General features: G+C 60.3%; 35 protein-coding genes. 11 read left to right on the top strand and 24 right to left on the bottom strand.

The features are described 5' to 3' along the window. Positions 1-24: 24 nt before the first annotated feature. From ACXAC3_RS18115 to hmgA, 5 genes are all read right to left on the bottom strand, one after another. Entirely contained in the window at positions 25-975 is a 951-nt protein-coding gene (locus ACXAC3_RS18115) for an MBL fold metallo-hydrolase (RefSeq protein ID WP_475163153.1), read from the bottom strand. 4 nt (positions 976-979) lie between these two features. Beyond that, complete coding sequence (locus tag ACXAC3_RS18110) at positions 980-1,516, bottom strand: dihydrofolate reductase family protein (protein WP_475163151.1); 537 nt, start codon at positions 1,514-1,516, stop codon at positions 980-982. 3 nt (positions 1,517-1,519) lie between these two features. Then, positions 1,520-2,776, bottom strand: coding sequence for a fumarylacetoacetase (gene fahA / locus ACXAC3_RS18105; protein ID WP_475163147.1), 1,257 nt, complete (start codon positions 2,774-2,776; stop codon positions 1,520-1,522). 79 nt (positions 2,777-2,855) lie between these two features. Continuing rightward, entirely contained in the window at positions 2,856-3,023 is a 168-nt protein-coding gene (locus tag ACXAC3_RS18100) for a hypothetical protein (RefSeq protein ID WP_475163144.1), read from the bottom strand. Next, entirely contained in the window at positions 3,023-4,378 is a 1,356-nt protein-coding gene (gene hmgA / locus ACXAC3_RS18095; protein ID WP_475163141.1) for a homogentisate 1,2-dioxygenase, read from the bottom strand. The genes ACXAC3_RS18100 and hmgA overlap by 1 nt, the downstream gene beginning before the upstream one ends. A gap of 57 nt (positions 4,379-4,435) precedes the next feature. Between hmgA and ACXAC3_RS18090 the strand changes: the two genes are divergently transcribed. Both ACXAC3_RS18090 and ACXAC3_RS18085 read left to right on the top strand, forming a co-directional pair. Continuing rightward, positions 4,436-4,888: a MarR family winged helix-turn-helix transcriptional regulator gene (locus ACXAC3_RS18090; protein ID WP_475163138.1), complete on the top strand. Its 453-nt coding sequence runs from the start codon at positions 4,436-4,438 to the stop codon at positions 4,886-4,888. A 60-nt stretch (positions 4,889-4,948) separates the two neighbouring features. Continuing rightward, the gene (locus ACXAC3_RS18085; RefSeq protein WP_475163134.1) at positions 4,949-6,184 is read left to right on the top strand and encodes an adenylate/guanylate cyclase domain-containing protein; all 1,236 of its coding nucleotides are present in this window, start codon (positions 4,949-4,951) and stop codon (positions 6,182-6,184) included. Here the strand turns inward: ACXAC3_RS18085 and ACXAC3_RS18080 are convergent. Further along, on the bottom strand, positions 6,181-6,990 hold the full coding sequence (locus ACXAC3_RS18080; RefSeq protein ID WP_475163130.1) for a division plane positioning ATPase MipZ: 810 nt from the start codon (positions 6,988-6,990) through the stop codon (positions 6,181-6,183). The two genes, ACXAC3_RS18085 and ACXAC3_RS18080, sit on opposite strands and share 4 nt — an antisense overlap. Positions 6,991-7,207: 217 nt before the next feature. Between ACXAC3_RS18080 and ACXAC3_RS18075 the strand changes: the two genes are divergently transcribed. Both ACXAC3_RS18075 and ACXAC3_RS18070 read left to right on the top strand, forming a co-directional pair. Continuing rightward, the gene (locus ACXAC3_RS18075; RefSeq protein ID WP_475163129.1) at positions 7,208-8,095 is read left to right on the top strand and encodes an AEC family transporter; all 888 of its coding nucleotides are present in this window, start codon (positions 7,208-7,210) and stop codon (positions 8,093-8,095) included. Between the two features lie 80 nt (positions 8,096-8,175). After that, positions 8,176-9,771, top strand: coding sequence for an MFS transporter (locus ACXAC3_RS18070; RefSeq protein WP_475163126.1), 1,596 nt, complete (start codon positions 8,176-8,178; stop codon positions 9,769-9,771). Positions 9,772-9,815: 44 nt separating this feature from the next. Here the strand turns inward: ACXAC3_RS18070 and ACXAC3_RS18065 are convergent, their stop codons facing one another. The 4 genes from ACXAC3_RS18065 to rplS all read right to left on the bottom strand — a co-directional run bounded on the left by ACXAC3_RS18065 (position 9,816) and on the right by rplS (position 11,628). Continuing rightward, the gene (locus tag ACXAC3_RS18065; protein WP_475163121.1) at positions 9,816-10,043 is read right to left on the bottom strand and encodes a hypothetical protein; all 228 of its coding nucleotides are present in this window, start codon (positions 10,041-10,043) and stop codon (positions 9,816-9,818) included. Between the two features lie 93 nt (positions 10,044-10,136). Beyond that, the gene (locus ACXAC3_RS18060) at positions 10,137-10,883 is read right to left on the bottom strand and encodes a hypothetical protein (protein ID WP_475163120.1); all 747 of its coding nucleotides are present in this window, start codon (positions 10,881-10,883) and stop codon (positions 10,137-10,139) included. Between the two features lie 128 nt (positions 10,884-11,011). Beyond that, positions 11,012-11,233: a 50S ribosomal protein L31 gene (rpmE, locus tag ACXAC3_RS18055; protein WP_170493714.1), complete on the bottom strand. Its 222-nt coding sequence runs from the start codon at positions 11,231-11,233 to the stop codon at positions 11,012-11,014. A gap of 11 nt (positions 11,234-11,244) precedes the next feature. Beyond that, positions 11,245-11,628, bottom strand: coding sequence for a 50S ribosomal protein L19 (rplS, locus tag ACXAC3_RS18050; protein ID WP_039541573.1), 384 nt, complete (start codon positions 11,626-11,628; stop codon positions 11,245-11,247). A gap of 382 nt (positions 11,629-12,010) precedes the next feature. Between rplS and ACXAC3_RS18045 the strand changes: the two genes are divergently transcribed. Further along, positions 12,011-12,811 (top strand): glycoside hydrolase family 25 protein, encoded by an 801-nt coding sequence (locus ACXAC3_RS18045; protein WP_475163117.1) that lies wholly within the window; start codon positions 12,011-12,013, stop codon positions 12,809-12,811. On the opposite strand, the gene trmD is transcribed toward ACXAC3_RS18045, so the two are convergent. The 11 genes from trmD to ACXAC3_RS17990 all read right to left on the bottom strand — a co-directional run bounded on the left by trmD (position 12,808) and on the right by ACXAC3_RS17990 (position 19,746). Then, a complete protein-coding gene (trmD, locus tag ACXAC3_RS18040; RefSeq protein ID WP_475163116.1) occupies positions 12,808-13,605 on the bottom strand; it encodes a tRNA (guanosine(37)-N1)-methyltransferase TrmD in 798 nt (265 codons plus the stop codon). The genes ACXAC3_RS18045 and trmD overlap by 4 nt on opposite strands. After that, positions 13,602-14,417, bottom strand: coding sequence for a hypothetical protein (locus ACXAC3_RS18035; RefSeq protein ID WP_475163114.1), 816 nt, complete (start codon positions 14,415-14,417; stop codon positions 13,602-13,604). The genes trmD and ACXAC3_RS18035 overlap by 4 nt, the downstream gene beginning before the upstream one ends. Next, entirely contained in the window at positions 14,417-14,920 is a 504-nt protein-coding gene (gene rimM, locus ACXAC3_RS18030) for a ribosome maturation factor RimM (protein WP_475163112.1), read from the bottom strand. Before rimM ends, ACXAC3_RS18035 begins: the two co-directional genes overlap by 1 nt. After that, a complete protein-coding gene (locus tag ACXAC3_RS18025) occupies positions 14,913-15,062 on the bottom strand; it encodes a hypothetical protein (protein ID WP_475163111.1) in 150 nt (49 codons plus the stop codon). The genes rimM and ACXAC3_RS18025 overlap by 8 nt, the downstream gene beginning before the upstream one ends. A gap of 3 nt (positions 15,063-15,065) precedes the next feature. Next, positions 15,066-15,701 carry a 5,6-dimethylbenzimidazole synthase gene (gene bluB, locus ACXAC3_RS18020; RefSeq protein WP_475163108.1) on the bottom strand — a complete coding sequence of 212 codons (636 nt, stop codon included), beginning with the start codon at positions 15,699-15,701 and terminating at the stop codon, positions 15,066-15,068. Between the two features lie 12 nt (positions 15,702-15,713). After that, positions 15,714-16,103 (bottom strand): 30S ribosomal protein S16, encoded by a 390-nt coding sequence (rpsP, locus tag ACXAC3_RS18015; protein ID WP_170350323.1) that lies wholly within the window; start codon positions 16,101-16,103, stop codon positions 15,714-15,716. A 71-nt stretch (positions 16,104-16,174) separates the two neighbouring features. After that, a complete protein-coding gene (locus ACXAC3_RS18010; protein ID WP_475163106.1) occupies positions 16,175-16,471 on the bottom strand; it encodes a chorismate mutase in 297 nt (98 codons plus the stop codon). Further along, complete coding sequence (locus ACXAC3_RS18005) at positions 16,468-17,019, bottom strand: GNAT family N-acetyltransferase (protein ID WP_475163103.1); 552 nt, start codon at positions 17,017-17,019, stop codon at positions 16,468-16,470. The genes ACXAC3_RS18010 and ACXAC3_RS18005 overlap by 4 nt, the downstream gene beginning before the upstream one ends. Beyond that, complete coding sequence (locus ACXAC3_RS18000; RefSeq protein WP_475163101.1) at positions 17,016-17,570, bottom strand: GNAT family N-acetyltransferase; 555 nt, start codon at positions 17,568-17,570, stop codon at positions 17,016-17,018. Before ACXAC3_RS18000 ends, ACXAC3_RS18005 begins: the two co-directional genes overlap by 4 nt. Beyond that, the gene (gene ffh / locus ACXAC3_RS17995) at positions 17,570-19,066 is read right to left on the bottom strand and encodes a signal recognition particle protein (RefSeq protein ID WP_475163099.1); all 1,497 of its coding nucleotides are present in this window, start codon (positions 19,064-19,066) and stop codon (positions 17,570-17,572) included. The genes ACXAC3_RS18000 and ffh overlap by 1 nt, the downstream gene beginning before the upstream one ends. A gap of 161 nt (positions 19,067-19,227) precedes the next feature. Then, complete coding sequence (locus tag ACXAC3_RS17990; RefSeq protein ID WP_475163097.1) at positions 19,228-19,746, bottom strand: hypothetical protein; 519 nt, start codon at positions 19,744-19,746, stop codon at positions 19,228-19,230. A gap of 89 nt (positions 19,747-19,835) precedes the next feature. Between ACXAC3_RS17990 and ACXAC3_RS17985 the strand changes: the two genes are divergently transcribed. Then, positions 19,836-20,366 (top strand): prolyl-tRNA synthetase associated domain-containing protein, encoded by a 531-nt coding sequence (locus ACXAC3_RS17985; RefSeq protein ID WP_475163094.1) that lies wholly within the window; start codon positions 19,836-19,838, stop codon positions 20,364-20,366. Here ACXAC3_RS17985 and ACXAC3_RS17980 read toward each other — a convergent pair whose 3' ends face one another. Together ACXAC3_RS17980 and ACXAC3_RS17975 are read right to left on the bottom strand one after the other, a co-directional pair. Continuing rightward, the gene (locus ACXAC3_RS17980) at positions 20,367-21,107 is read right to left on the bottom strand and encodes an aspartate/glutamate racemase family protein (protein WP_475163089.1); all 741 of its coding nucleotides are present in this window, start codon (positions 21,105-21,107) and stop codon (positions 20,367-20,369) included. Between the two features lie 73 nt (positions 21,108-21,180). Then, positions 21,181-21,762, bottom strand: a complete 582-nt coding sequence (locus tag ACXAC3_RS17975) for an FMN-dependent NADH-azoreductase (RefSeq protein WP_475163086.1) — start codon at positions 21,760-21,762, stop codon at positions 21,181-21,183. Between the two features lie 119 nt (positions 21,763-21,881). On the opposite strand from ACXAC3_RS17975, the gene ACXAC3_RS17970 reads away from it, so the two are divergent. The 4 genes from ACXAC3_RS17970 to ACXAC3_RS17955 all read left to right on the top strand — a co-directional run bounded on the left by ACXAC3_RS17970 (position 21,882) and on the right by ACXAC3_RS17955 (position 24,545). Then, positions 21,882-22,760, top strand: coding sequence for a LysR family transcriptional regulator (locus ACXAC3_RS17970; protein ID WP_475163083.1), 879 nt, complete (start codon positions 21,882-21,884; stop codon positions 22,758-22,760). Further along, positions 22,757-23,671 carry a DMT family transporter gene (locus tag ACXAC3_RS17965; RefSeq protein WP_475163079.1) on the top strand — a complete coding sequence of 305 codons (915 nt, stop codon included), beginning with the start codon at positions 22,757-22,759 and terminating at the stop codon, positions 23,669-23,671. The genes ACXAC3_RS17970 and ACXAC3_RS17965 overlap by 4 nt, the downstream gene beginning before the upstream one ends. A gap of 61 nt (positions 23,672-23,732) precedes the next feature. Next, positions 23,733-24,014 (top strand): hypothetical protein, encoded by a 282-nt coding sequence (locus ACXAC3_RS17960; RefSeq protein ID WP_475163078.1) that lies wholly within the window; start codon positions 23,733-23,735, stop codon positions 24,012-24,014. A 117-nt stretch (positions 24,015-24,131) separates the two neighbouring features. Continuing rightward, on the top strand, positions 24,132-24,545 hold the full coding sequence (locus tag ACXAC3_RS17955; RefSeq protein ID WP_475163075.1) for a universal stress protein: 414 nt from the start codon (positions 24,132-24,134) through the stop codon (positions 24,543-24,545). A 9-nt stretch (positions 24,546-24,554) separates the two neighbouring features. Here the strand turns inward: ACXAC3_RS17955 and ACXAC3_RS17950 are convergent, their stop codons facing one another. After that, positions 24,555-24,887, bottom strand: coding sequence for an ArsR/SmtB family transcription factor (locus ACXAC3_RS17950; RefSeq protein ID WP_475163484.1), 333 nt, complete (start codon positions 24,885-24,887; stop codon positions 24,555-24,557). 231 nt (positions 24,888-25,118) lie between these two features. On the opposite strand from ACXAC3_RS17950, the gene ACXAC3_RS17945 reads away from it, so the two are divergent. Next, the gene (locus tag ACXAC3_RS17945; RefSeq protein WP_475163073.1) at positions 25,119-25,451 is read left to right on the top strand and encodes an AtpZ/AtpI family protein; all 333 of its coding nucleotides are present in this window, start codon (positions 25,119-25,121) and stop codon (positions 25,449-25,451) included. Position 25,452 lies beyond the last annotated feature (1 nt).

The raw sequence follows: 25,452 nt of genomic DNA, 5'->3' as shown, positions 1-25,452 counted from the left end.
TGGATCAAATGCGACGCTATGTCCTCAGCCCTGCAGAGCCTCCCACATCTCAAGGTCGCGCTGGGCTGTCCAGATGCGCGGCGTGTCGATGCCGCGGGCCTCGTCATAGGCGCGGGCGACATTGAACGGCAGGCAGTGTTCGTAGATCGCGTAATCGGCAAATTTCGGGTCGCATTCGGCGCGTACCGCGTCCCAGGCTTCTTTCAGGGAACCGCCGCGCGCCGCGACCTTCGCCACCGGCCGATAGGTGCTGTCGACGAAATCGCGGGTGCTTTTGATGGCCGCGTTCACCATTTCCTTGCCGATCAGGGCGTCACCCCGTCCGGGGGCGATGGCATCGACATCGAACCATCTGATTGCATCCAGTGTATCACCCCAGTCCGCGAAATGACCGTCACCGCAATAGCAGGCCGAGTGATATTCGACGATGTCGCCCGTAAACATCACGTTTTGATCCGGCACATGGATGACGATATCGCCTGCGGTATGGGCGCGGCCCAGATGCATCAGGTCGATCCGGCGGTTGCCCAGATAGACGGTCATTGTATCGCTGAAGGTGGTCGTGGGCCAGGTCAGGCCGGGAATGCTTTCATGCCCTTCGAACAGGCGGGGGAAGCGTTGGAATTCGCTGTCCCAGTCTTCCTGCCCCCGTTCCACGACCATCGCGCGCGCCATATCAGACATGATGACCTGCTGCGTGCCAAACGCGCTGGCGCCCAGTACACGAACAGCGTGGTAATGGGTCAGCGCAACGTGGGTGATCGGTTTGTCAGTGACCGAGCGAACGCACTCGATCACCTTGTTGGCCAGGCGCGGCGTGGCCTGCGCCTCGACAATCATCACGCTGTCATCGCCAATGATCACGCCCGAGTTCGGGTCGCCTTCGGCGGTAAAGGCATAGAGCCCTTCGCCGATCTCGGTGAACGAGATCTTCTTTTCCGTCATGTCTGCCTGCGAGGCGAAGGCTTTGGCCATTGGATCAGTCCTTGATGTCATAGTCGATCTGTAAAATCCCGCCCGGCTGTTCCGAGACGGAGGCCAATGTCAGGCCAATCTGTTTTCCCGCTGCAAAACAGGGCAGCCCCCGGCCAAGAAGTGTGGGCATGATGAAAACCCGAAGCGTATCGAACATGCCTGCATCCATTGCGGCGCGCTGGGTTTTGCCTCCGCCCATGATCCAGACTTTCGAGTGCCCGGCCCGGGCAATCGCGTCACGCAACACCTGAATGCTGCCCGACACCGCCACATGCTCGCCCTGAAAATCTGCCTGATGCGTCAGCACGTAACCGGGGCGCTCGCCATAGGGCCAGCCCCAGCCAAGCACCTGCTCATAGGTCGGGCGTCCCATGATCAGCGCGTCGATCTGTTCAATGAACACACCATAGCCGCCGTCGCCCCCATCGGTGGACAAGGCTTCGTTGAAAGGGTTCAGCCAATCCACGCTGCCGTTTTCATCCGCGATGAAACCGTCCAGGCTCATCGCGATATAGCCGACATATCTGGTGTTTGCGGTCATGGATCAGCGGCCGTAGGGATCGGATAGCGCGGGCAGCACTGTGCCGGTGCAATCGCCGAAGCCAATGCTGTATCCGTCACCCTTTGCCGCACCCTTCAGCTTAAGTGTGTCGCCGTCTTCGATGAAGCTGCGCGTCTCGCCACCGTTCAGCGTCAGCGGCTCTTTCCCGCCCCAGCTGAGTTCCAGAAGCGAGCCGCGCTCGGGCTTGGTCGGCCCCGAGATCGTGCCGGACCCCAGCAGGTCTCCGGTATTCATCGGGCAGCCCGACGTGCTGTGATGGGCCAGTTGCTGCGCGGCGGAATAGTACATCTCTTTATAGTTCGTCGCCGCGATGGTTGTCGCGTCTTTGCCAGCGGGAGCCATCGTCACCTCAAGCTCGATATCATACAACATCGGGCCGCAGTCCTTCAGATGGTCCAGCAACTCGAACTCGCGCGGCGGCGTATCGCACCGGAATGGCTCCAGCGCGGCTTTGGTCACGATCCACGGGCTGATCGATGTGGCGGTGGCCTTGGCCTGAAAAGGCCCGAGCGGCTGATACTCCCAAGCCTGAATATCGCGCGCTGACCAGTCGTTCAGCAGGACATAGCCGAATATGTTGTCGTCGGCCTCCTGCACGGAAATCGGGCCGTCCGACGGCGTACCGACGATTGCGCCCATCTCAAGCTCGATGTCAAACCGGCGGCTGGGCAGGAAGGCGGGTTTCTCTTGATCCGGTGATTTCAACTGACCCCAGGGGCGGCGGATATCGGTGCCCGAGACAACAACCGACGACGCGCGCCCGTTATACCCGATGGGGATGTGCAGCCAGTTCGGCGGCAGCGCGTTTTCAGCGCCGCGGAACATCGTCCCCACATTCTGGGCGTGGTGCCGGCCAGCGTAGAAATCGGTATATTCGCTGACCGCGAAGGGCATGTGCAGCTCGGCGTCGCCTTGCGCCACGAGCAGGGGTTCGACCTGCTCACGTTCCTCTGTCTCTTCGGCCAGCATCTCGGTCAGCCGGTTGCGCAGCGCCGCCCAAACGGCAGGCCCCTGTTCCATCAACGGGTTCCAGAACGGCAAATCGAACAGCGGCTCGTCCGCCAGTGCGATCAGCCCCTGCTCTTCGGCGGCGGTGACATCGAGGATCATATCCCCGATTGCCACACCGCAGCGAAGGTCGGACCCATCGGTCGAAAACACGCCATATGGCAGGTTGTTCAGCGGGAAAGGGTGGTCTGCATCATTGGCCGACGCCACCCAGGATTTCATCAAAGGCATCTGTGATCCTTGTCGTCTTTGTCGTCGTTTCGAAAGTGGCACCGGGAACGGGCGTGCCGCATTATTCTGTTTTCATCTTTCAATCGCCGCCGGGTTCGGCCCCGCCGGAAGAGCCTTCCTGGCGATGGCCGGGCATTGGATTGTGCTTATAGTGGTCGCGCTTGCCGTTCCAGCGTCCTCGCAGTGCCCATATCGACATCCCAATAAAGCCCAGGAACACGGCAATGACCAAGTAGCCAGCATCCATCACTTCTTGCCCGGGCTTCCGTCGAACTTTTTCTCAAGCGACGTCCAGCAGTCAATATAGTCGTCCTGCAAAGGCGCCTCGTTGGCGGCAAACGGCGTCAGATGCTGAGGGAAGCGGGTTTCGAACATGAAGGACATCGTATTGTCCAGCTTGTCCGGGCCCAGATTGGAATTCGACGCTTTTTCAAACGCTTCCTTGTCCGGCCCGTGGGGCAGCATCATGTTGTGCAGGCTCATGCCGCCGGGAACAAAGCCCTGCGGTTTGGCATCGTACTGGCCGTAGATGTTGCCCATCAGTTCAGACATGATGTTCTTGTGATACCAGGGCGGGCGGAACGTGTCTTCGGCCACCATCCAGCGTTCGCGGAACAGGACAAAGTCGATATTGGCCGTGCCCGGCTGACCCGAAGGCGCGGTCAGGACGGTGAAAATCGATGGGTCGGGGTGATCGAACAGGATCGCGCCGACCGGGCAATAGGTGCGCAGGTCGTACTTATAGGGCGCGTAATTTCCATGCCACGCCACGACGTCCAGCGGGCTTTGCCCGATCCTGGTGGTGTGGAACTGGCCGCACCATTTGACGGTCACGGTCGAAGGCACCTCGCGGTCTTCAAACGCCGCAACCGGGGCCTTGAAGTCGCGCGGATTGGCCATGCAGTTCGCACCGATCGGGCCGCGACCCGGCAGTTCGAACTTCTGACCATAGTTTTCGCAGACAAAGCCGCGCGCCGGGCCTTCCAGAACTTCGACCCGGTACAGCAGACCGCGCGGGATGATGGCGATCTCTTTGGGTTCAAGGTCGATGATCCCCAATTCGGTGGCAAAGCGCAGACGGCCTTCCTGCGGCACCACCAGCAATTCGGAATCGGCCGAGAAAAAATAGTCGTCCACCATGGATTCGGTGACCAGATAGATGTGGCTGGCCATTCCGACCTGAGTGTTGACGTCCCCGGCGGTGGTCATCGTCCGCATGCCGGTCAGCCAGGTCAGCCCTTCATCCGAATGGGGTATGGCGTCCCACCGGTACTGGCCCAGGCTGATCACGTCCGGATCAACAAAGGGTGCGGATTTCCAATGGGGAAGGTCGATTTTTTCGTAGCGATACGAATGCTTTACCGACGGGCGGATGCGATAGCACCACGTCCGTTCGGGCGGGTTCGCCGTAAATGCCGTACCGCTAAGCTGTTCGCCGTAAAGTCCGTAATTGCAGCGCTGCGGGCTGTTCATGCCCTGCGGCAACGCGCCGGGCAGGGCCTCTGTTTCGAAGTCATTGCCAAAGCCGGGCATGTACCCCGCATGGGTGCCAACCGGCGTGCTGGCCTGGGTCATTTTGTGCGGATCAGTCGGATGGTTCATCCTGTGTTCCTCCATTTGCTTCTTGTCCGATAATAGTTGATTTTGTAACTAACAAGCATGAGTCAGGAAAAATCAGCCAAAAATGATGAGTTTGATCTGCAGGATTTTCTGCCCTACCTGCTGAATCGCGCGGCCGAGGAAAGCGCCCTGGAATTCCAGAAGGTTTACAAGGACCGCTATGGCATGCTGCGTACCGAATGGCGGGTGCTGTTTCATCTGGGCAACTATGGCCAGATGACAGCCAAGCAGATCGGCGCGCGCGCCAAGATTCATAAGACCAAGATCAGTCGCGCAGTGCATCGGCTGGAAGGGCGCAGATATCTGAAACGTGAGCGCAGCGAAACCGACCGGCGGGTCGAACAGTTGACCCTGACGCCCATGGGGCTGTCTGTATATCGCGAACTCAGCACCGTTGCCGCGCAATATGATGCCACGCTGGCGGGCATGTTCACGGCCGATGAGGCCGCGCTTTTGCGCAAAATGCTGCGACGGCTGGCTCATATGGGCTGAGGACTGGAAATCAGGGGCCGGCGACACCAGATCAAGCGCAAATGATAACAGGAATGTGAAATGACAGCCCCGGACCCCAACGCGGCAAAATCAACCGATCTGATCAACTGGCTCGTCTCACGAGGACTGGAAGGCGCCGAGAAAGAAGAACTGCTGGACGGCTATTGCAACAGGCTGGTCGACCTGGGTGTTCCGCTGATGCGTTTTCATGCCGCGCAATCCGCGCTGCATCCGGTTTACGGGGGTACGGGGTTCAGCTGGTACCAGGGACAGGGTGGCGAATCCGAAACCTACGAATATACCGAGGAACCCAGCGAACAGTGGATGCAAAGCCCGCTCTTTGCCATTCTGAACGACGAAGTGGACGTGATCCATGAACGGCTTGTCGATCAGAACGAGGCCAGCCGCTTCCCCCTGCTCAACGACCTGCGCGAAGTTGGCGCCACCGATTACTACGCAACGGGCGTCACCTTTGACGTGCCAACGCATAACGGTCCGAAAGACGCCAAGAAGGCTGTTGATGGCGTTCTGATGTCCTGGACGTCCAACGCACCGGACGGGTTTCACGACGACGACCTTTCGCTGATCAACACGGTGATGCCGCATCTGGGGCTGGCACTGAAATCCGCGGCTAGCGCGCGGGTGTCCAAGGATCTGATGCGTGTCTATCTGGGACGTGATGCAGGCCGCCGCGTCTTGTCGGGCGAAATCCGGCGCGGCTCGCTTCAGCAGATCGATGCCGTGATCTGGAATTTTGATCTGGAAGGGTTCACCGGCATGTCCGAGGAACTGCCGGGCAATGAGATCATCGACATGCTGAACGATTATCTGGCCGTCGCGGTCAGCGTCGTCCATGACAGCGGCGGGAATATCCTGAAATTCATGGGTGACGGCCTGATGGCGATGTTCGATGTGGGCGAAATAGACGAAGACGCGCGCGCGGCGCTGAAAGCCGTGCCCCTGTTGCAGGAACGGATGGATGAGCTGAACGCCAGTCGGCAAGCCGCAGGCTTGCCTGTTGCCAAGTTTACGCTGGCGCTGCATTCGGGCGAAATCCTGTATGGCAACATCGGGTCGGAAACCCGGCTGGACTTCACCGTGATCGGCCCGGCCGTCAATCAGGCTGCCCGGATCGCCGGAATGCACCGTTCGCTGGGTCAGCGTATTCTGATCTCGGATGACGTTGCCCGCGCGGCGCAGCCCTGCGCGCAGGACCTGATCTCGGTCGGGCGGTATATGCTGCGCGGCGTGACCGAACCCAAAGAGCTGTTCACCGTTTACGCGCCGTTGGCCTAAAAGTCGATTTCAACGCCGGGCAGGTTCAGCTCTTTCATCATGTCACGCAATTCCTGCCGCGCGGCAATGTTCGAGATGTTCAGCTGCTTGACCCCGATATCCTTGAGGTCCAGCAGCGTCAGACCACGCGGAAACAGTTCACGGAAGATAACGCGTTCGGAAAAGCCTGATGCGACCCGGAAGCCGATGCGCTGCGACAGCATTTCGATCGCGCGCTGCATCTTTTCCTTGTTGACCATGCGCTGGGTCCCGACGCGGTTGCGCACGACGACCCAGTCGATGGGTTTCAACCCGGCCTGCGCCCGCAATTGCCGCGCGTTCCAAACCATCTCGGAATAGACCGACGGCCCGAGGATTTTCTCACCCTTCGAGTCAATCCGGGCCAACAGGTCAAAATCGATGAAACTGTCATTGAGCGGTGTAATCAGCGTGTCCGCCAGCGAATGCGCCACCTGGCTGAGCCGCGTATGCGAGCCGGGGCAGTCGATCAGGATGAAATCACTGTCGCTTTCCAGTTCGGCCACGGCGGCAGACAGGCGATGGTCATAGATGTTCTCACCGGGTTTCAACGAAGAGGCGTCAATCTCGGGCAGGTCGTGATGCCGTGGGGTGGGCAGGGTCGTCTCGGACCCGTTCAAAAACTTTCCGCGGTTTTCAAAGTAGCGCCCCAGACTGCGCTGCCGAAGGTCCAGATCCAGCGAACTGACTTTGTGCCCCAGTCGCGCCAGCGCCGTGGCCACATGCATCGACACGGTCGATTTACCCGCGCCGCCCTTCTCGTTCCCCACTACGATGATATGTGCCATGCCTGTATTCCCATGTCCCGCCGTGCTTACCCACACGTTGTTGTCAGCCACTATATGTTGTGGAAGCTTGGAAGGGAAGAACCCCAAGCGTTGTTGCAGGGCGATAACAGGCTCTAATTTGGAAAACCAAGGCAGCGGGGCAGGTTAGGGCGCGCGCTTGCCAAAGCAGCCACCCTGTTTCACAGTCCCGGACAGTCATTTGCAACAGGGGCACTGGTTGGACCATCTGTTTCTGAACGTTCTGAACGTGGTTCTGCCGGTACTGATCTGCGCCGGGATCGGGTATTGTCTGGCGCTGATCAAGGCGCCGTTCGACAATAAGATTATTGGGGGGATCGTGTCGCGTGTGGGCTACCCGACACTGATCATTTCGCATCTCTCTGCAACCAAGATCGCCGTTGGCACATTTCTGGACGTGATGGTCGCCGCAGCATTGGCAATAGCGGGCTTCGGTGTGTTGGGTGCCGTTGCGCTCAGGGCGATGCGCCTGCCGATACGCGCCTTTCTGACGCCGCTGATGCATGGCAATGTCGGCAATATTGGCCTGCCGATCACCTTGCTGGCGCTGGGCGACGCCGGGATGGCCTATACGATGGGATTTGTGGTTGTCGTGCTGATCAGCATATTCACGGTCGGCATGTGGATTCCGGCCGGAGAATTCTCACCCAGGAAAATCGCCACTTCCCCGATCATCTACGCTGTGGTCGTCTCGCTGATCCTGATGGCCACTGGGTACAGCCTGCCGCAGCCGGTGGCCAAATCCTTCGATATCCTCGGCGGTCTGTCGATCCCGCTGATGCTGCTGACGCTGGGCCACACGCTGGCGACCCTGCGGATCAAAAGCCTGGGTCGGGCGGTGATCCTGACCCTGTTGCATCTGGTGATGGCCGTGGTGATCGCCTTGGCGCTGGTCTGGGCATTTGGCTTTACCGGGGCCGAGCGCGGCGCTGTGATCCTGTGTTGCCTGATGCCCTCTTCAGTAGCGACCTATCTTTTCATCGACCAGCATGTGCCGGAATACGGGCCGGATGTGGCGGGGTTCATTCTGGTCTCAACACTGACCACGATTGTCGTGCTGCCGGTTGCGCTGTCCTACTGGATCTGACGCGCACCCTATGCGCAGCGATAAAAATCGCTAAACTGCTGATAAATTGCATTAAAGAGCCACAGTTTCAGGACAAGTTGATGAGCGGCGAGACCTCCCCGGACCCATCCCCAAAGGCGAGCGCCCGCGTTGTACTGGCGATGACGGCCATCTGCATGATGGTCGTTGGCTTTAACACGACCGCCGTTGCGACCGTGTTGCCCAACCTGAAGGCCGAGTTCGACCTGACCCCGTCGGGGCTGCAATGGGTGATGGCGACCTACACGGTTGCCAGTGCCACGCTTGTCACAATCGTCAGCCGCATGGGCGATATCACCGGCAAGATGGGCGTGTTTTTCTTTGGCATGATCGTTTTTGCCCTCGGGTCCGCATCGGTTCTTTTTGCGCAGGACGCGCCGATGCTGTTGTTTGGCCGCGGCGCGCAAGGGGCCGGGGCGGCGGCGCTGTTCGGCACCTCATTGTCCCTGCTGACCGCAGCCACGCCCGAGGAGCAGCGTGCCAGTGTCACCGGGGCCTGGGGGGCCATAGTGGGGCTTGCTATCGGCGTCGGACCGATTGTGGGCGGCGCCTTTGCGCATTACCTGAGTTGGCGCGGAGTGTTCGCAACCGATCTGCTGCTGCTGGCCATCGCCTTTGTCATCGGGCTGCGCGTCAGCAAACGGAACTACGTGCCCGATACCCGCCTTGCCGGAGCACGGTTCGATTACCCCGGCGCATTTGCGGTGTTGCTGTTTCTGGGGCCGCTGTCCTTTGCGCTCAGCAATGGTGAAAGCGGCGGGTGGGGTACGACTTTGACACTTGTGCCGCTGGGTGTGGCGGCCGTAGCGACGCTGGTTCTGGTGATTGTGTCCCGCCGCAGCCCCGACCCGCTGATCGAGCTGCGCTATTTCCGCCATCCCCGGTACTTCATGGCCGCGGCTGGCATGTTCTTTACCGGCTTTACGCTGTTTTGCTTTTTTGTGTATTTCAACACCTTCGTCCAGTCGCCGGACGCCTTTGGCTATACCCCCATCGGCGCGGGGCTGGCGATCATGCCGCTCAGCCTCAGCATGTTCGTCATTTCGGTCACGGCGCCTCGGTTTCTGGCGCCCTACAGCTTTCAATGGCCGATTGCGATTGGGCTGGGTGCGATGGCGTGCGGGTTCCTGTTGTTGATGACGACAACGAATACCACGCAATATGCCGAAATCTGGTGGAAGCTTCTGATCGTCGGGATCGGATTGGGCATCTGTTTTTCCCTGTTGCCACGTCTCGGCCTGCGCCTGCTGCCCGAGGAGCATGTGGGGCAGGGGTCCGGTGTGATCAACGCCTGCCTGTATTTCGGTGCCACCCTTGGCGCGGTCGTTGGCGGTCTGGCCGAGGCGGTCACAACCCGCCGGGGTCTGTCCGAGGTGATCGCTGCGCTACCCGCCGGATCGACCCAGCGCGCGGATTTGGCCCATGCGCTGACCCACGGCACGCCCAGCCAGATCCAGCAGCTGATCGCTGGAATGAAGCCCGACGCAGGGACCGCACTGGCCAAAGCGCTGCGGGACGTGCAGGACAACGCCTTTGACAGCACCATGGTCATCGCTGCGATCGCTGCATTGTTGGGAATGGCGCTGGCGCTGCTGTTGCTGAGGGGACCGGTGCCACCCTTGCACAGCGCGGCGGAACTGACGCGCGCGCCCCGGTGAATGTGCCGGATCTTTGGGTGCCGTCAGGGTCGGCCTGGATGGACCTACCCGCCCAGATACACGCCGTCTTTGGGGCGATAAAAAACCTTCTGATCGTGCAACTTGCCGAGAAGATCGTGTACCCGGCGCAAGGTATCCTCACGGTCCGCCTTGCTGTCCACCGTCTCATCCAATGTGGCCTGCGACAATGAAGCAGCCGAGCCGCGCAATGCCGTTTCGATCAGATCCAAATCCTCGACCGAAAGCTCGAACATATCGTTGTACTGGGGCATTTACGAGGTCTCCGCAGAATCTGAGAGTATGTTGCGGCTAAGTGTACCACTTACCGATCCTGGACGAAATCGCCCAGCGACTTGTGCCGTCTGCTACAGCTGAAAGTGTATGTGGTCATCATGGCGCGCCGCCCGGCATCCTTGGAAACGGATATTGGGATGAGAAACTTTCAGGCTTTGGGCCAGATGTGGTTCAATGAAAATCTTGGACACACGCGCATCATCGGACAGTATTCGCAGCAACGAACGCATGCGTTCCTGGTCGATACCGAACCCTTTCCAAAGGCGCTGTAAGAAATCCAGATTCCATCTTAGGGTGGGCCAACGCTCAGAACAGGTGCTCGTACCTTGTTCAAATGCGAAATACCCGACCGGCGATCGGGTGGCCCCGCTCAGGTAGCCATTTTCATCTGCATAATAGAACGCAAGGTCGGCTTTTTCTCCGTCGTCGTGTGAAAGATGCGGCAGTAAGGGGAACCCATCCAGAAACGGAAAGTTGGCATCAAGAACCAAGGTTATTGTTCCCGGATGACGCCTGTCCATTTCTTCAGCGGTCTGTTGCAATACATCCGCGAGTTCCGGAGAAACGTAGTTTCTGTTCAGGGCACAATACACCCAGCTTTGAACCTGCAACGGGCCGCTCTCTGAACAACTCAACGCGACGCGCCCGAAAAGCGGAGCGATCCAAATCGCAGCGACAAGGAGCGCAACATACGCCACTACAAATGAAACCAGTCTTCTCTTGAAGAAAAGCGCGACGATCCAGGCAAGCCCGCCAATCTGTGTCAGAAGTGTCAAAACCAGAATGATCAGAGTGTGAACGACAACAGAAGGGAACATAGAAGCTAAATGTCATTGCGCACTGTTGGCTGCAATAGAATTAGCGGGCGAGTGCCAAACCGACCTGAAGCCAAATAAAAAAGGCCGCCCCAACCGGGACGGCCCTTCGCAACACAAAAGGGAATGGCTTAGAAGCCCAGACCTTCGTATTTCTTCTTGAACTTCGACACGCGGCCGCCGGCGTCCATCAGGCGCGACGAGCCACCGGTCCACGCAGGGTGCGAGGAGGGGTCGATTTCCAGAGCCAGCTGGTCGCCTTCGCTGCCCCAGGTGGATTTCATCTGAACCACGGTGCCATCGGTCATTTTGACGTTGATGACGTGATAATCGGGATGGATGTCTTTTTTCATCTTTCCGCTCCTTACGCCTCGGCGCCAGCCTTAGGCTTGTAGTTGGTGACCTCTGCGATACGGGCGGATTTACCGCGACGGGTGCGCAGATAGTACAGTTTGGCGCGACGGACGCGGCCACGGCGGACAACGGTGATGCTGTCGATGTTGGTCGAATGCAGCGGGAACACACGCTCCACGCCTTCGCCAAACGAAATCTTACGGACGGTGAACGAACCGGCGATGCCGCTGCCACCTTTGCGCGCGATGCAGACGCCTTCGTAGTTCTGCACACGGGTGCGCGACCCTTCGGTCACTTTAAAGCCGACACGGATGGTGTCACCGGCTTTGAAATCGGGGATGTCTTTCCCCAGGGCGGCAATCTGTTCCGCCTCAAGCTGTGCGATCAGGTCCATCGCAGTTACTCCTATCTGCTCGCGGTTGGTCCACGAAGTTTGGGCACGGCCTGAGAGCTCTTGGTCTTCACCGGGTTCTGCGAACAGCCCGCCAGAGGTCAGATCGAATGTTCCTTTGGTCCGGTCCGCCCAGGCAGCGCCGCAGCCGAAGAAAGCCGGGTGTTGCGCCATGATGCAAACCAAAACACCGGAGTCGCGCGATTGCGGCACCGGATTGCGGTCGTTTAAGGGCTTTGCGCGCGGGGATCAAGCCTAAATCGCCAAAGATTTCAGGGTCGGACGGTGGGATTTCGCCGTCCGGCAACCGTACCGTTGCCTTGTGCCGACGATCAGGCATTCTGGGAACAATTATACGAGCAGAAATTTAAAACAGGAATGGATCATGCGCAAAGCGTTGATGCTGGCCGTTATGGCTCTGGCGATCATGTCCTGCGGTCGCAATGGCCCCAGGCCGCAAGAGGTTGAGGCAAAGTCCTTTCTGGACACCACCTCGCCTTCGGTCATTTATCCGGCCTTTGGCGATGCCGATCCGCATGACTGGGACGGGCGGCATCCCGGCCAATATCCGGTGCACGGGCTGGACGTGTCACGCTGGCAGGGGCCGATCGACTGGCGTCGCGCCAAGGCGTCCGGGGTCAGCTTCGTCTTCATCAAGGCGACCGAGGGCGGTGACGTGGCCGATCCGATGTTTGACGCGCACCGACGTGGTGCGCAGTCGGCGGGCGTGCCCTGGGGGGCGTATCACTACTATTATTTCTGCCGCCCGGCCCATGAGCAGGCGCGCTGGTTCATCCGCAACGTCCCCAGAGGGGCTGACCTGCCGCATGTGCTGGATATGGAATGGACGCCGCATTCCAAGACCTGCCGGCTGCGCCCGGACGGCGCGACCGTCCGGGCCGAAGCGCAGCGGTTTCTCGATATTCTGGAACGCCACTATGGCCGCCGCCCCATTGTCTATACGACGGTGGATTTTTATGGCGATACGAATATCGGCCGCCTGCCCAAGACTGAATTCTGGCTGCGCTCGGTGGCGGGACATCCGCGGAATGTCTACCCCAGAGCGGTCTGGCGGTTCTGGCAATATACCGGCACCGGGCTGGTGCCGGGCGTACAGGGGCCGGTGGATATCAACACTTTCAACGGTCAGCCCGACATCTGGGCACGCTGGAAAACGGGGAGTTAATCCCCCTTCTTCTGATAGCTGTCCCAAAGATCAGGCCGCCTCTCGCGCGTGATCTGTTCCGACATGTCGTGACGCCATTCGGCGATCCGGCCGTGATGGCCTGACATCAGGATGTCGGGGATCGGCCGCCCTTTCCATTCCGCCGGCCGGGTGTATTGCGGATGCTCCAGCAGGCCCGAGGAAAAGCTTTCTTCCTCGGCCGAGGCCTGATTGCCCAGCACGCCGGGGATCAGTCGCACGGTCGCATCGATCAGAGCCTGCGCTGCGATTTCGCCGCCGGTCATGACGAAATCGCCCAAGGAAACCTCCTGAACGCCGTAATGCTCCAGAACCCGTTCATCGACGCCTTCGAAACGCCCGCACAGCAGGGTCATGCCGTCGCAGCGGGCCAGGTTTTGCATCATCGTCTGATCCATCCGGCGGCCGCGCGGGCTGAGGTAGATCAGCGGCCAGTTGCCCTGAATGCCCGCCATCGTGTGCTCAATCGCCTCGCCCAGCACATCGGCGCGCAGCACCATGCCCGCGCCGCCCCCGGCCGGGGTGTCGTCGACATTACGGTGCTTGCCGATGCCGAACTGGCGCAGGTCGACGGTTTCCAGTTGCCACAGCCCGTCCTGCAACGCCTTGCCCGTCAGGCTTTCGCCCAACACACCGGGAAATGCCGACGGAAACAGAGTGATGATCTTGGTCTTCCACACCCCATGCAAATCGGGAGTGGGGGTTAACAGCTCGCGTGGCTTCAGGGTGGGCCGGATCGCCTTGCGGCCGTGGGATTTGCTGGGCTTGTCTGTCATGTCGTACCGATCAGCGCGGTCTTCGCGCGGTCTATCAGGGCGTCTTTCTGCCTGGTCAACGCCGCCTCGTCCAGCCGCGAGCGGTTCAGGTCAAGCAATTCGGCCAGGACATCTTCGGGCAGGCGGTTGTTGACCCGGGCGGGCGGCACCAGCAGGTTTGCCTTGTCCCGGGGCAGGTCCAGAAACTCTGCAAATGGCGTACCGGGCCCAAAGCGCCGCAGCCGCAGCTCTTCCAACCAGTCCGAGGTTACTTCGACCGCAGGCAACCTGTCGCGAATCCGGTTCACGGTGTCCTCAAGCGGCGGCAAATGGTCCATGCCGGCCCGGAAAGATTCGAAATCCTGCACCTGCCGCATGCGTTCCAGATCATGGGCCCAAAGGCTGCGCAGCCAGCCGCCGCGCTGGCGCAGGGACAGATAGATTGTAATCCGGACCTCTTGTCCGGAAAACCGGTGCCGGACCGCATCCACCAGACAGGCCGCCAGTTCCGGCGCCGCCGCATAGCCCTGTTCGACATTGCGGCTGGGGCGCAGGCCGGCGAAGTTTTCCTCGCTGATGATCAATCCGCGCTTGTCGCCGAAATCCAGCGTGTCCAGAAATGCGCGCATCTGGTTGCCAAACTCGGACAGCGTGCCAATGGTGCCGTATACGGAATGGTTGGTGGCCGCCCGCGACAGGCCGGAATTGCGCGTGCGATACGGCAGAATCAATGCGAAATGGGGCCAGATCAACTCGCGGTTTTCATAGAGGAACGACTGCGCCGCTGTGGTCCCGGTCTTGTGCAGGCCTAGATGCAGCAACACACGCCGCATCAGATCAGGCCCTCAGGCGGATCGACGATGATGCGGCCCTTGTCCAGATCAACCGTCGGCACGACTTCAAGCGTGAAGGGCAGCAGGACAGTCGATTTCAGACCCGGGCCATGCAATTCCAGTAGGTCCGCCGCACCGTGGTTCTGAACGGCTTTGACCCGGCCCAGCAACGTGCCACCAGTGTCATAGACCTCCAACCCGATCAGGTCGGTGTGATAGAACTCATCATCAGGCAGCGACGGCAACTGATCGCGCCGCGCAAACAGGCGCAGGCCCTTGATGGCGTCGGCCTCTTCCTTGGTTTCGATCCCGCCCAGCCGGGCGGCAAAACCGTTCTTGATCGTGCGTGTCAGGACCAAAGGATAGCGTTCAGCCCCGCTTTCATCGGTCAGCGGCGAATAGGCTTCGATGTCCTCGGGCACGGCGCAATAGCTTTTCAGGCGCACTTCGCCCCGCACCCCGTAAGAGCCCGCAATGCTGCCCACGCAGATCAGATCACTCATTTGGCCCATCCGTCGTCATACATATTCCGTCGCGCCACTGCCCGCGGTCGGCGCAGGCTTCGCGCTGATTGCTGCGTTCAAAGAACACGCCGACAATAAAGGCGATCAGCAGCAGGATGGGAAGTCGAATAAGTCCGAACATTTCTTATCGCACCTCAACCGGAAGGGTGCCGTCGCGACATTCCCAGCCGGCGCGCTCCAACTCTGGGGTGTCAGACATTTCCTCTGGCCAGCCGATGCAGAAATAGCCGATCAGACGCCAGCTTTCCGGTACGCCCAGATCCTGCGCGATACGGTCGGGGTCCAGAATGGACACCCAGCCCAGCCCCAGCCCTTGGGCCCGCAGGGTCAGCCAGAACAGGGTGACGGCCGATACCACCGAATAGCGCCGCATCTCGGGCATGGTGCCCGCGCCCAGACCCAGACCCTTGTCGGTCGCATCGTCGCAGAACACCGCCAGCTGCACCGGGGCATCCTGCATCCCGGACAGTTTCAGGCGGCTGTAGAGCTGGGCCTTTTCACCGGAATATCCGGCCAAAGCGGCGTTATTGGCGGTTTGAAAGTTGTTGAGCGCGGCCGCACGTGCAGCAGCGCTTTCGACGCGGATCACACGCCAGGGTTCGCTCAGCCCCACAGAAGGGGCCAGCCGAAATGTGTCGAGGCAGCGCATCAGCACTGCCTCGTCTACCGCGTCGGTGCGGAACCGGCGCACGTCGCGCCGGAGCCGCATCAACAGATCGAACTGCGTGCGGAAATCGTCGGTGAAGGCCTGATCCTGCACGCGTCCGCCTGCTTATTCTTCTGCGGCTGCTTCTTCAGCAGGTGCAGCCGCCGCCTCGGCAGCTTCAGCCGCCTTTGCAGCTTTCTCTTCCGCGCGTTCCTGAGCTTTCTTGCCCGGGGTACCCTTGTTGGGGTTGTTGCGCTCGGCCTTGTCACGGGTGCCGGCAGCTTCCAGCATACGCGCGATCCGGTCAGTGGGCTGTGCGCCCTGATCCAGCCAGTACTGGATGCGCTCCATGTTCATTTTCACGCGCTCTTCGCTGTCTTTCGGCAGCAGCGGGTTGTAGGTGCCCAGCTTTTCGATGAAACGGCCGTCGCGGGGCATGCGGCTGTCAGCAGCCACGATGCGGTAGAAGGGACGCTTTTTCGAGCCGCCGCGGGCGAGACGAATTTTCATTGCCATGGTGGTATCTCCTTTGAATGGCGTATCCGGCAAAAGGCCGGTTTAGTTCTGGTGTTTGTTGAACCGGAGGTTCACTTTTGATGTTTCCGGTGGTGTCGGATGACTTCCTGAATGATGAAATTCAGAAAAGCCTTGGCGAAATCGGGGTCCAGATCGGCCTCTTTCGCCAGGTCTTCTAACCGTGCGATCTGCGCAGCCTCGCGCGAGGGATCGGACGGGGGAAGGTCGTGTGCGGCCTTGAGCTTGCCAACAGCCTGCGTGTGCTTGAAGCGCTCGCCCAGCGTGTAGACAAGGATCGCGTCCAGCCGGTCGATGCTTTCGCGATGGTCCTTCAACAGCGCGGCGGCCTGGGTCACGGGGTTGGTCATTGGCCGGTCCTTTCGGGGGTCAGGGCGGGTGCCGCGGTGTCGATCCGGGGGTGACGCCAGACCTGGCAGGGCGTACCCATGACTTCGCCTTCGCGTTCATAGGTGGCACCAAGCCGTTCAGCCAATGCGCGCGATCGATCGTTTTCGTGGGCGATATAGGAAATCGGTCCGTTCACACCCAGATGCTGCGCGGAATAGGTGCGTGCGGCCAAGGCGGCCTCATAGGCGATACCCTTACCCTCGAATGTTTCCATGATTGTCCAGCCAAGCTCGGGCTCGTCCCAGCCCGGGGCGTTGATGATCCCGACCCAACCCGCAAAACCGCCGCTGGCCTTGTCAGAGATATGCCAGCCGCCATAGCCCATCACGGCCCAGTGTCCGAAACGCCCCATCAGAGACCGCCAGCTTTCCATTGCGGTTTTCGGACCGCCAACCATATGGCTGCGTTCGGACGCGAAAAACGCAGTCATCGCGGGCAGATCGTCCTGCCGTGGCGCGCGCAGGATCAGACGTTCGGTTTCAACGGTCGGAATGGTGTATGAGGTCATGCGTAGGCCTCCATTCCGCCATTCACCAGATCAGAGGGGGCAGGGTGACGCCAGATCTGCATGGTTCCGAAGCCGGGGTGTTCGAACAGGGAATCGAACCGTGCACCCAGACGGGTGGCAACCGCCTTGCTGCCCTCGTTGTCCGGGTCGATCAGAGAAATGGCTGTTTCCCAGCCCAGCACGTCATAGGCATGGGTGCGGGCAGCCAGCGCAGCTTCGGTCGCATAACCCTTGCCGGTAGCGCCGTTCATCAGCGTCCAGCCAATTTCGGGTTCGGGCCAGCTGTGCGGGCACCACAGGCCGACATGGCCGACATAAGCGCCGGTATCCTTTTCCTCGACGCCCCAAAAGCCATACCCGCGCATCGCCCAATGCCCCAGCAGCATGGCAATCGCCCGCCAGGTTTCGTCCGGGCGCAATGGTCCACCGACGAATTTTGAAGCGTCCGACGCGAAAAACTCGGCCTCTGCTTCAAAATCCGCCTCGGACGGCGCGCGCATGATCAGGCGCTCCGTCTCAAGCCGGGGGATATGATGCGCAAAGGCGTGCATTACTTCTTCTTCCCAAAGCCGCTGAGCCCCGGCGGCAGGGCCATGCCGCCACCCATGCCGGGCATCTTGCCGCCCATCGCCCTGGCCGCCTGTTCCAGCGCCTTGGGGTCCATGCCCGCGGCCATGTCCTCGGGCGAGGGGCTGCCTTTGCCGAACATGCCTTTCATGGCCTGTTTCAGCATCTTGCCTTTGCCCATCTTGCCCATCTTCTTCATCATGTCCGACATTTGCCGGTGCATCTTGAGCAGCTTGTTGAGGTCGCTGACCTCCATCCCCGAACCGGCGGCAATGCGCTTCTTGCGGCTGGCTTGCAGAAGCTGCGGGTTGGCCCGTTCGCGTTTGGTCATCGACTGGATCATGGCGATCTGCTGGCGCAGGATCTTGTCGTCCAGACCGGCCTGATCCATCTGCTTGGCCATCTTGCCCATGCCCGGCATCATGCCCATCATGCCCTGCATGCCGCCCATCTGGATCATCTGTTCCAGCTGCATTTTCAGGTCGTTCATATTGAACTGACCTTTGACCATGCGCTTCATCATGCGCTCGGTCTGTTCGATCTCCATCGTTTCCTGGGCTTTTTCGACCAGAGCAACGATGTCGCCCATGCCCAGAATGCGACCGGCGATCCGGTCCGGCTCGAAGGTTTCGAGCGCATCCATCTTCTCACCCAGGCCGACAAAGCGGATCGGCTTGCCGGTGACCGCGCGCATCGACAGCGCCGCGCCGCCGCGGCCGTCGCCGTCCATCCGGGTCAGGACCACGCCCGAGATACCGACCTTGGCGTCGAACTCTTCGGCGACTTCGACAGCGACCTGACCGGTCAGACCGTCAACGACCAGCAGGGTTTCGCGCGGGTCGACCACATTGCGGACCTGTTCGACCTCGTCCATCAGGACTTCGTCGATATGCAAACGGCCCGCGGTGTCGAGCATATAGACGTCGTAACCGCCCAGTGTCGCCTGCTGCTTGGCACGTTTGGCAATGTCGACGGGTTTCTGGCCGGGAACGATCGGCAGTGTATCGACGCCGACCTGCGTGCCCAGCACCGCCAGCTGATCCATCGCCGCCGGGCGGTAGACGTCGAGCGAGGCCATCAGGACCTTTTTGCCCTCTTTCTTCTTCAGGCGCTTGGCCAGCTTGCCGGTGGTGGTCGTCTTACCCGAGCCCTGCAGACCGACCATCAGGATCGGGGCAGGCGGGTTGTCGATTTTCAGCGCGCCGGGGTCTTCCTCGCCGCGCAGGGTATCGACCAGCGCGTCATGCACGATCTTGACGACCTGCTGGCCGGGGGTGATCGATTTTGTGACGGCCTGACCGGTCGCCTGTTCCTGCACTTTCTTGACGAATGCGCGGGCCACCTGCAGCGAGACGTCAGCCTCAAGCAGCGCCACGCGGACCTCGCGCAGGGCGGTTTTGACGTCTTCTTCCGACAGGGCGCCCTGTTTGGTCAGCCGGTCAAAGACGCCGGAAAGGCGTTCGGATAGATTTTCAAACATGCCTTCGGCCTCCTATGCCGGTTATCTCGTGGCGCATCCTAGATAGGATGCGTCGGTTAAATGCACAAACGCCCCCACGGGCGAAACTCGCTGGTGGGGGGCGATCCCTGAACGACTTAAGGGACCGGAAGGTTGGTCTCTTCCGGATGTTTGCGTGGGCTTTAGGCCGATTGGCTGGCAGAGTCAACCTTGCGCGCGGGCAGCCATTCATTGACCGCGTCAACCAGTCGTTGCGACCCGCGACCGTTGGAAAACGCGTCCACAATGGGGTGACGGCCCGCGCTCATGCCTTTGTCGAGAATTAGAACCGGGCGATACAGCGTCGATGTGCGCCCTTCGCGGGTAGAAGTCGTGCGCTCCAACTCGGCGTGGGACAGGTTCGACAATATATGCGCCACACTGTCATAGCCAAAAACCGACTGACGCCGGATCAGAATGCGGTCTTTGCCGCGATCCAGAATGACCTGCACCCGGCGGACGAACACGCAAAAGGCGCCAAATCCCAGACCACCACCGCCCAGGGCAAAGATCAGGCCGAACCAGATGTTTTCGCCGCCGGTGCTCATCAACAAAATGCCGGGACCGACAAATGCCAGAATGAATATGATCAGCATGACACCGATAAACCAGGGCGTGTCGGCAAGGATAAGCTGATCGGAGGTATTGCGCGTCACTTTCATGGCGGCAAGCTAACACCGATCGTCCGGGCTGTCGCCGCTTGAATTTACCGGTCCGTTGCGCGATGAGCGCATCACACGAGGAGGTTCCCATGGACGCATCATCCGCCTTTCAGGATACATTGCCGCTGAGTTCAGACGCCCTTTTGGCGCAACTGGACGAATGGGGTCTGCGCTATCGCCTGCACACCCACATCCCTTTGCACACGGTCGAGGATGCCAAGGGCGTGGAACACCAGTTTATGGTACCGGGGGAAAACGCGCTGCGGCTTAAGAATTTGTATCTGCGCGACAAGAAAAAGCGGAATTACCTGGTGACGCTGGAGCAGAGCCGTGAAATTGATCTCAAGGCTCTGGGGGCCGAGATCGACGCGCGAAACCTGTCTTTCGGGTCCGCCGACCGGCTGATGCAGAACCTCGGCATCCGTCCCGGCGCGGTCAGCCCTCTGGCGATGATCACCGGGGCTGAAAACAATGTGCGGTTCTTTATGGATGGGGCTGCGCGGCAAGCCGACGTTATCTTCATGCACCCGCTGGTCAACGATCGCACGGTGGCGATGCCGCGTGACGATCTGATGGCGTTTTTTAACCGGATCGGGTGTGAGGTGACCTGGTTGCCGTGATCAGCCTTCCAGCGCTTCCTTCAATGCAGCGGCCACATGTGCAGCCGACGGGTTGACGAACAGGTGCCCGTCCGCCCGGAACACCGGATCGTCCAGATGGTCGGGAAAGGCCAGCGGTAGCTCGGTACAGGCCAGCAGGATGGCGGTTCCCGGTTCAGCGTGCCTGTCGCAGAAGGCCAGCAGCCGGTCGCGGGCCGCATTGGATGCGCCACCGTAAAAGTCGGTGTCGATCATGGCCTGCATTTCGGCGATTTCAGGCTCGGGCAGGCGTGGGGTCGCGGTGACGCCCACATCGGCAAGGTGGTCGGCGTAATTGCCGGCCTGCATTGTGACGGTTGTTCCCAGAACCAGGGCGCTGGTTGCTCCTGTTTTGGCGGTGACCCCGGCTGCGGCGTCGAAAATGCTGAGAATGGGCATCGAAACGCCCCGTCGAATTGCGTGCAGCCGGGCGTGCGGGGTGTTGGATGCGATGATACCGAAATCGCAGCCCGCGTGTTCCAGTGTCATCAGCGCCTCGCGAAACACGGCGTCAAAAGCGGCCCAGCTTTCTTCGTTACCGGGTTCGCCCCGCAAAGCACGGGTTCTGGCCTGTGTGACGGATTCGATGGTCATCGCCGGAATGGGCAGGGGCGAGCCATGGCCGCGTTCCGCAAAATACCGACCGGCACCTTCCGCAATCGCGCGGTAATAATCCACGGTCGACGCCCAGCCGACACCGCCCAGAATTCCAATCTTCTTCATGAGAAACGCCCAGTCTGCCGAATATCATTCAGGCGCAGACTGGACGTTTCGTCAGCCGATTGCCAGAGGCCAATCAGGCGGCCAGCTCTGTGACTGCCCTGCGGGCGTTATTGATCGAGGTGTCGGGGTCCAGCGCCAATTGATCGGCGGCGACAACGTCAACGTCCTGAATGCCGATGAAACCCAGAAAATGCCTTGCGTAGCTTGTGGCAAAGTCGACGTCCGAGCCGACAACGGTGCCGCCGGATGCTACGGCCAGAACGGCCCGTTTGCCGCTCAGCAGACCAACAGGTCCGCTTTCTGTGTGGTAAAACGTCAGGCCGACGCGTGCGACCAGATCGATCCAGGCTTTAAAGGCGGCGGGGACCGAGTAGTTATAGATCGGCAGGCCGATGACGATCGTGTCGGCCTGCTGCAACTCAGCCACCAGATCGTCGGACTGCGACAGCAGACTGCGCTGAGCGTCGTCACGTTGATCGGCGGGGGTGAAGTTGGCATTGATCCAGCCTTCGGTCAGCATCGGCAGCGGTGTCGCCAGATCCCGGCGGATGATGCGCCCGGGTTTCAGATGCTTGACGATCCGGTCGGACAGGTCGCGGGTAGCAGACCCGTCGCGGCGGGCCGAGGCGTCGATATGCAGAATAGTTTTGGTCATGTCTAAGTGTCCCTGGAGTGTGGAATTCGCGTCTGTTGCAAATATGAATGTTGCGTGGATGAACAAAACTCTGATAAGTCAACAAGTGCTGTTAAAATTTGCACAGTGGAACAGATGCAATGGACAATTGGGACGAAGTGAGAACCGCCTATCAGGTGGCGCGTATGGGTACGGTCAGCGGCGCGGCCGAGGTTCTGGGCGTGCACCATGCCACGGTGATCCGCCATATCGACGCAATCGAGTCGCGGCTGGCCGTCAAGCTGTTCCAGCGCCACGCGCGCGGCTACACGCCCACCGAGGCTGGCGAGGACCTGCTGCGCGTCGCGCAGGCCACCGAAGATCAGTTCAACCAGCTGGTGGGACGGATGAAAGGGCGGGGCGATGATGTTTCGGGCGAACTGGTCGTAACTTCTCTGGCCTCGTTCGCGCCGCTGGTGGTGCCTGCGCTCAGCGAGTTTCAGCGGACCCATCCGGGGCTGATCGTGCGCTATCTGACCGGGGACCGTCTGTTTCGCCTAGAATATGGCGAGGCGCATGTGGCCATTCGTGCGGGCTCGGCCCCGGATCAGCCGGACAATGTGGTGCAACCCTTCATCACGCAAGAGGTCGGCCTCTACGCCAGTTCCAGCTATATCGAGCGTCACGGCAGACCGACCGGTATCGAAGATTTCGGCAACCATTTCTTTGTCAGCACCGATGATGAAAACAGCCGCGCCCCGTTTTCCCGCTGGTTGCGGGCGAATGTTCCGGATGAGCGGATCACCTTTCGCTGCACCAACAATTTCTGCATCCGCGAGGCCGTTCTGGCAGGTGCCGGCATCGGTTTTATGGCCCGGTGGGAGGCCGCGCGCGACCGCAATCTGATCGAGGTGATCGACCCCTTGCCTGAATGGTTCGGAAATCTGTGGCTGGTCACCCATGTCGATCTGCACAGAACCACCAAGGTTCAGGCATTCCTGACCTACCTGAAAGAGCAATCCAAAGGCTGGCTGCCATGACCCCGCAGGCCAGCGGTCATCTGGCCATGCTTGTTTTTTCGGCGCTGGTTGCGGGCAGCTTTTCTCTGGGCGCGCTGATCGCCAATCAGATTGCCCCCGAAGCCATTACTGCGGCCCGGTTCGCCATCGCTTCTGTAGTGATTGGCGTTGCGGCGTTGATGACCACGGGTCTGCCGCGCAGCGCCGCACAGGCGCCTTGGCGCTATCTGGTGCTGGGCGGGTTATTCGCCAGTTATTTCGTGCTGATGTTTCATGGGTTGAAAACCGCGCCCCCCGTCAGTGCCGCCGCAGTGTTCACCCTGACCCCGGTTATGTCGGCCCTGGCCGGCTGGGTGCTGCTGCGACAGATCACAACGCCCCGAATGGCGCTGGCGCTGGCCGTTGGGGCAGCGGGGGCGCTCTGGGTCATTTTTCGGGCGGACTGGCAGGCGTTTGCGGCTTTCGAGATTGGCGGTGGCGAAATCATCTATTTCTGGGGCTGCGTGGCGCACGCGATCTATACGCCCATGGTGCGCAAGCTGAACCGGGGCGAACCGGCGGTGGTGTTCACTTTTGGCACGCTGGTGGCCGGATTTATTTTGCTGACCCTCTACGGCTGGTCCGACATCCGGACGACCGATTGGGCCAACCTACCGTTGATTGTCTGGATCGGGCTTCTCTATGTCTCGATCTTTGCCACGGCGGCCAGCTTTGTGCTGGTGCAGTTCGCCACATTGCGCCTGCCTTCGGCCAAGGTGATGGCCTATACTTACCTGACGCCCAGCTGGGTGATCCTGTGGGAGGTCGCCTTGGGCCAGCACGCGCCAGCCGCGCTGGTTTTTGTCGGAGCGGTCTTGACGATCCTGGCGCTTGTAATGCTGCTGAAGGCAGAAGATCAGCCCGTCAATGCGCCGGACCCGGTTCGCGAATGACACTTGTGCATGTCTCAGTTCATGCCTGCAATGATCGCAGGCTTAATGAAGGTAAACATCAATGAAGCACGCCCTACACCTGATCGCAGCCGCGACCCTGACAGCCTGCACACAGCCCGGCACCGGCAACACCGTCAGCGAAGCGGATCTGCAGGGCAGTTGCGCGGCGCTGGTGTCCGCAGAGACCGGCATCCGCCCCGACGACGTGACGGCCGTTTCCACGCAGACCGGACCGACCGGTTCTGTAACCACGGTCTCAGTTGCAGGGGCGCAGACACCGTGGTTGTGCGCCGCAGACCCGTTTGGTGTGATCACGGGGGTTGAGGTCAGCCCCATGGGCTGAGGCCAGGTCCAGCGGCGCCTGCCTGTGCGCCGGATGCCCGCAACTCCACCATTGAGGCAGATCAAGGCTTTGGTGGCCCAAACGCTTTACCCTATGAGCCGGTTAGAGGAGGAAGCCATGTTCAGCCACATCATGATACCCGTTGATCTGCATTTACCGCCCGAGGTCCGCAAGGCCGCCGATGTCGCTGCGCAAATTGCCAAATGGCAGGGCGCTGACATTACGGTTGTCAGCGTTACGGGGACACAACCGGGCGATCCCGTGCAGACCGACGAGACGATTGAACGTGACCTTGGCAGTTTTGCCGAACAACTGGCCAGTAACAGTGGCACCAAGGTTGGTTTTCGAAACATACACTCGGTCGATGTCGCGGCTGAAGTCGATGGTGACCTGATGCGCGCGGCCGAAGACATCGGCGCAGACCTGATCGTTGTTGGCACCCATGCGCCGAGGATCACCGACTATATCTTTTCCAGCCATGCAGGGTATCTGGCCAATCACGCGAAGGTTTCGGTTTTCGTCGTGCGTTGATACCGGGCTTCAGTCTTCGGTCGCGGGCAGCTCGACCTCAAGAAACCGTTCGAACGCATCCAGATTGACCGGCTCGAACTGTCCGAAACCCTGCATCCAGACCGAGGACGCGCGAAGGGCGTCCGGTTCCAGCTTGCACCATTTCACGCGCCCGCGCTTTTCCTGCGAAATCAACCCGGCTCTGGTCAGAATGATCAGATGTTTCGAAATCGCGGCCAGCGACATCTCGAACGGTTCGGCCACGTCTGTGACCGCCATATCATCCTCAAGCAGCATCGCCAGAATGGCGCGGCGCGTGGGGTCGGCAAGGGCTGCGAAAACGGTATCGAGATCGTTGGACATGCTCTGGCTGAACCACAGCGCCAGGGATTGGTCAACCATTTGGTTGAATATGCGGATTTAGCGCATTTTTGACAGACAGTGCCGGCGCAGGCTGTCGGCACGGGTCGGGTGACTTGTTAAAATCAATATTTTACAAAGACTTAACCCGCGAAAATTCGGGGATTCAACGGCGTTGACTCTGTGCGCCCGGCCCCTTAGCACCGTGCCCAAGATTGTGCGAGGAAAACGCCCGTGACCGATGACGACCAAAAGCAGCGTATGGCGCAGCTTGAGGCCAAGATCGAAGCGGCGAAAAAGGCGAAAGCGCCGAAGCCTCGTGCAGATGCTGACGTGTCCGGGGGCGAACTTGCCTGGAGGATGGTCATCGAAATGGTATCCGGTCTGGGGATCGGATTTGGCATCGGATACGGGCTGGACAGCCTGCTCGGGACAATCCCGATATTTCTGGTGCTGTTCACATTGCTGGGCCTTGTCGCGGGTGTGAAGGTTATGCTCCGCAGCGCGAAAGAGGTTCAAGAGAAACAAGCGGCTGCAAGCGTGGCCGAGAAGGACGAGAGGGACTGAA

The organism is Ruegeria sp. ABV4_181, assembly GCF_056158465.1.
Note: the sequence above shows the minus strand (reverse complement) of the source record. Positions and strands in the feature narration are given on the sequence as shown.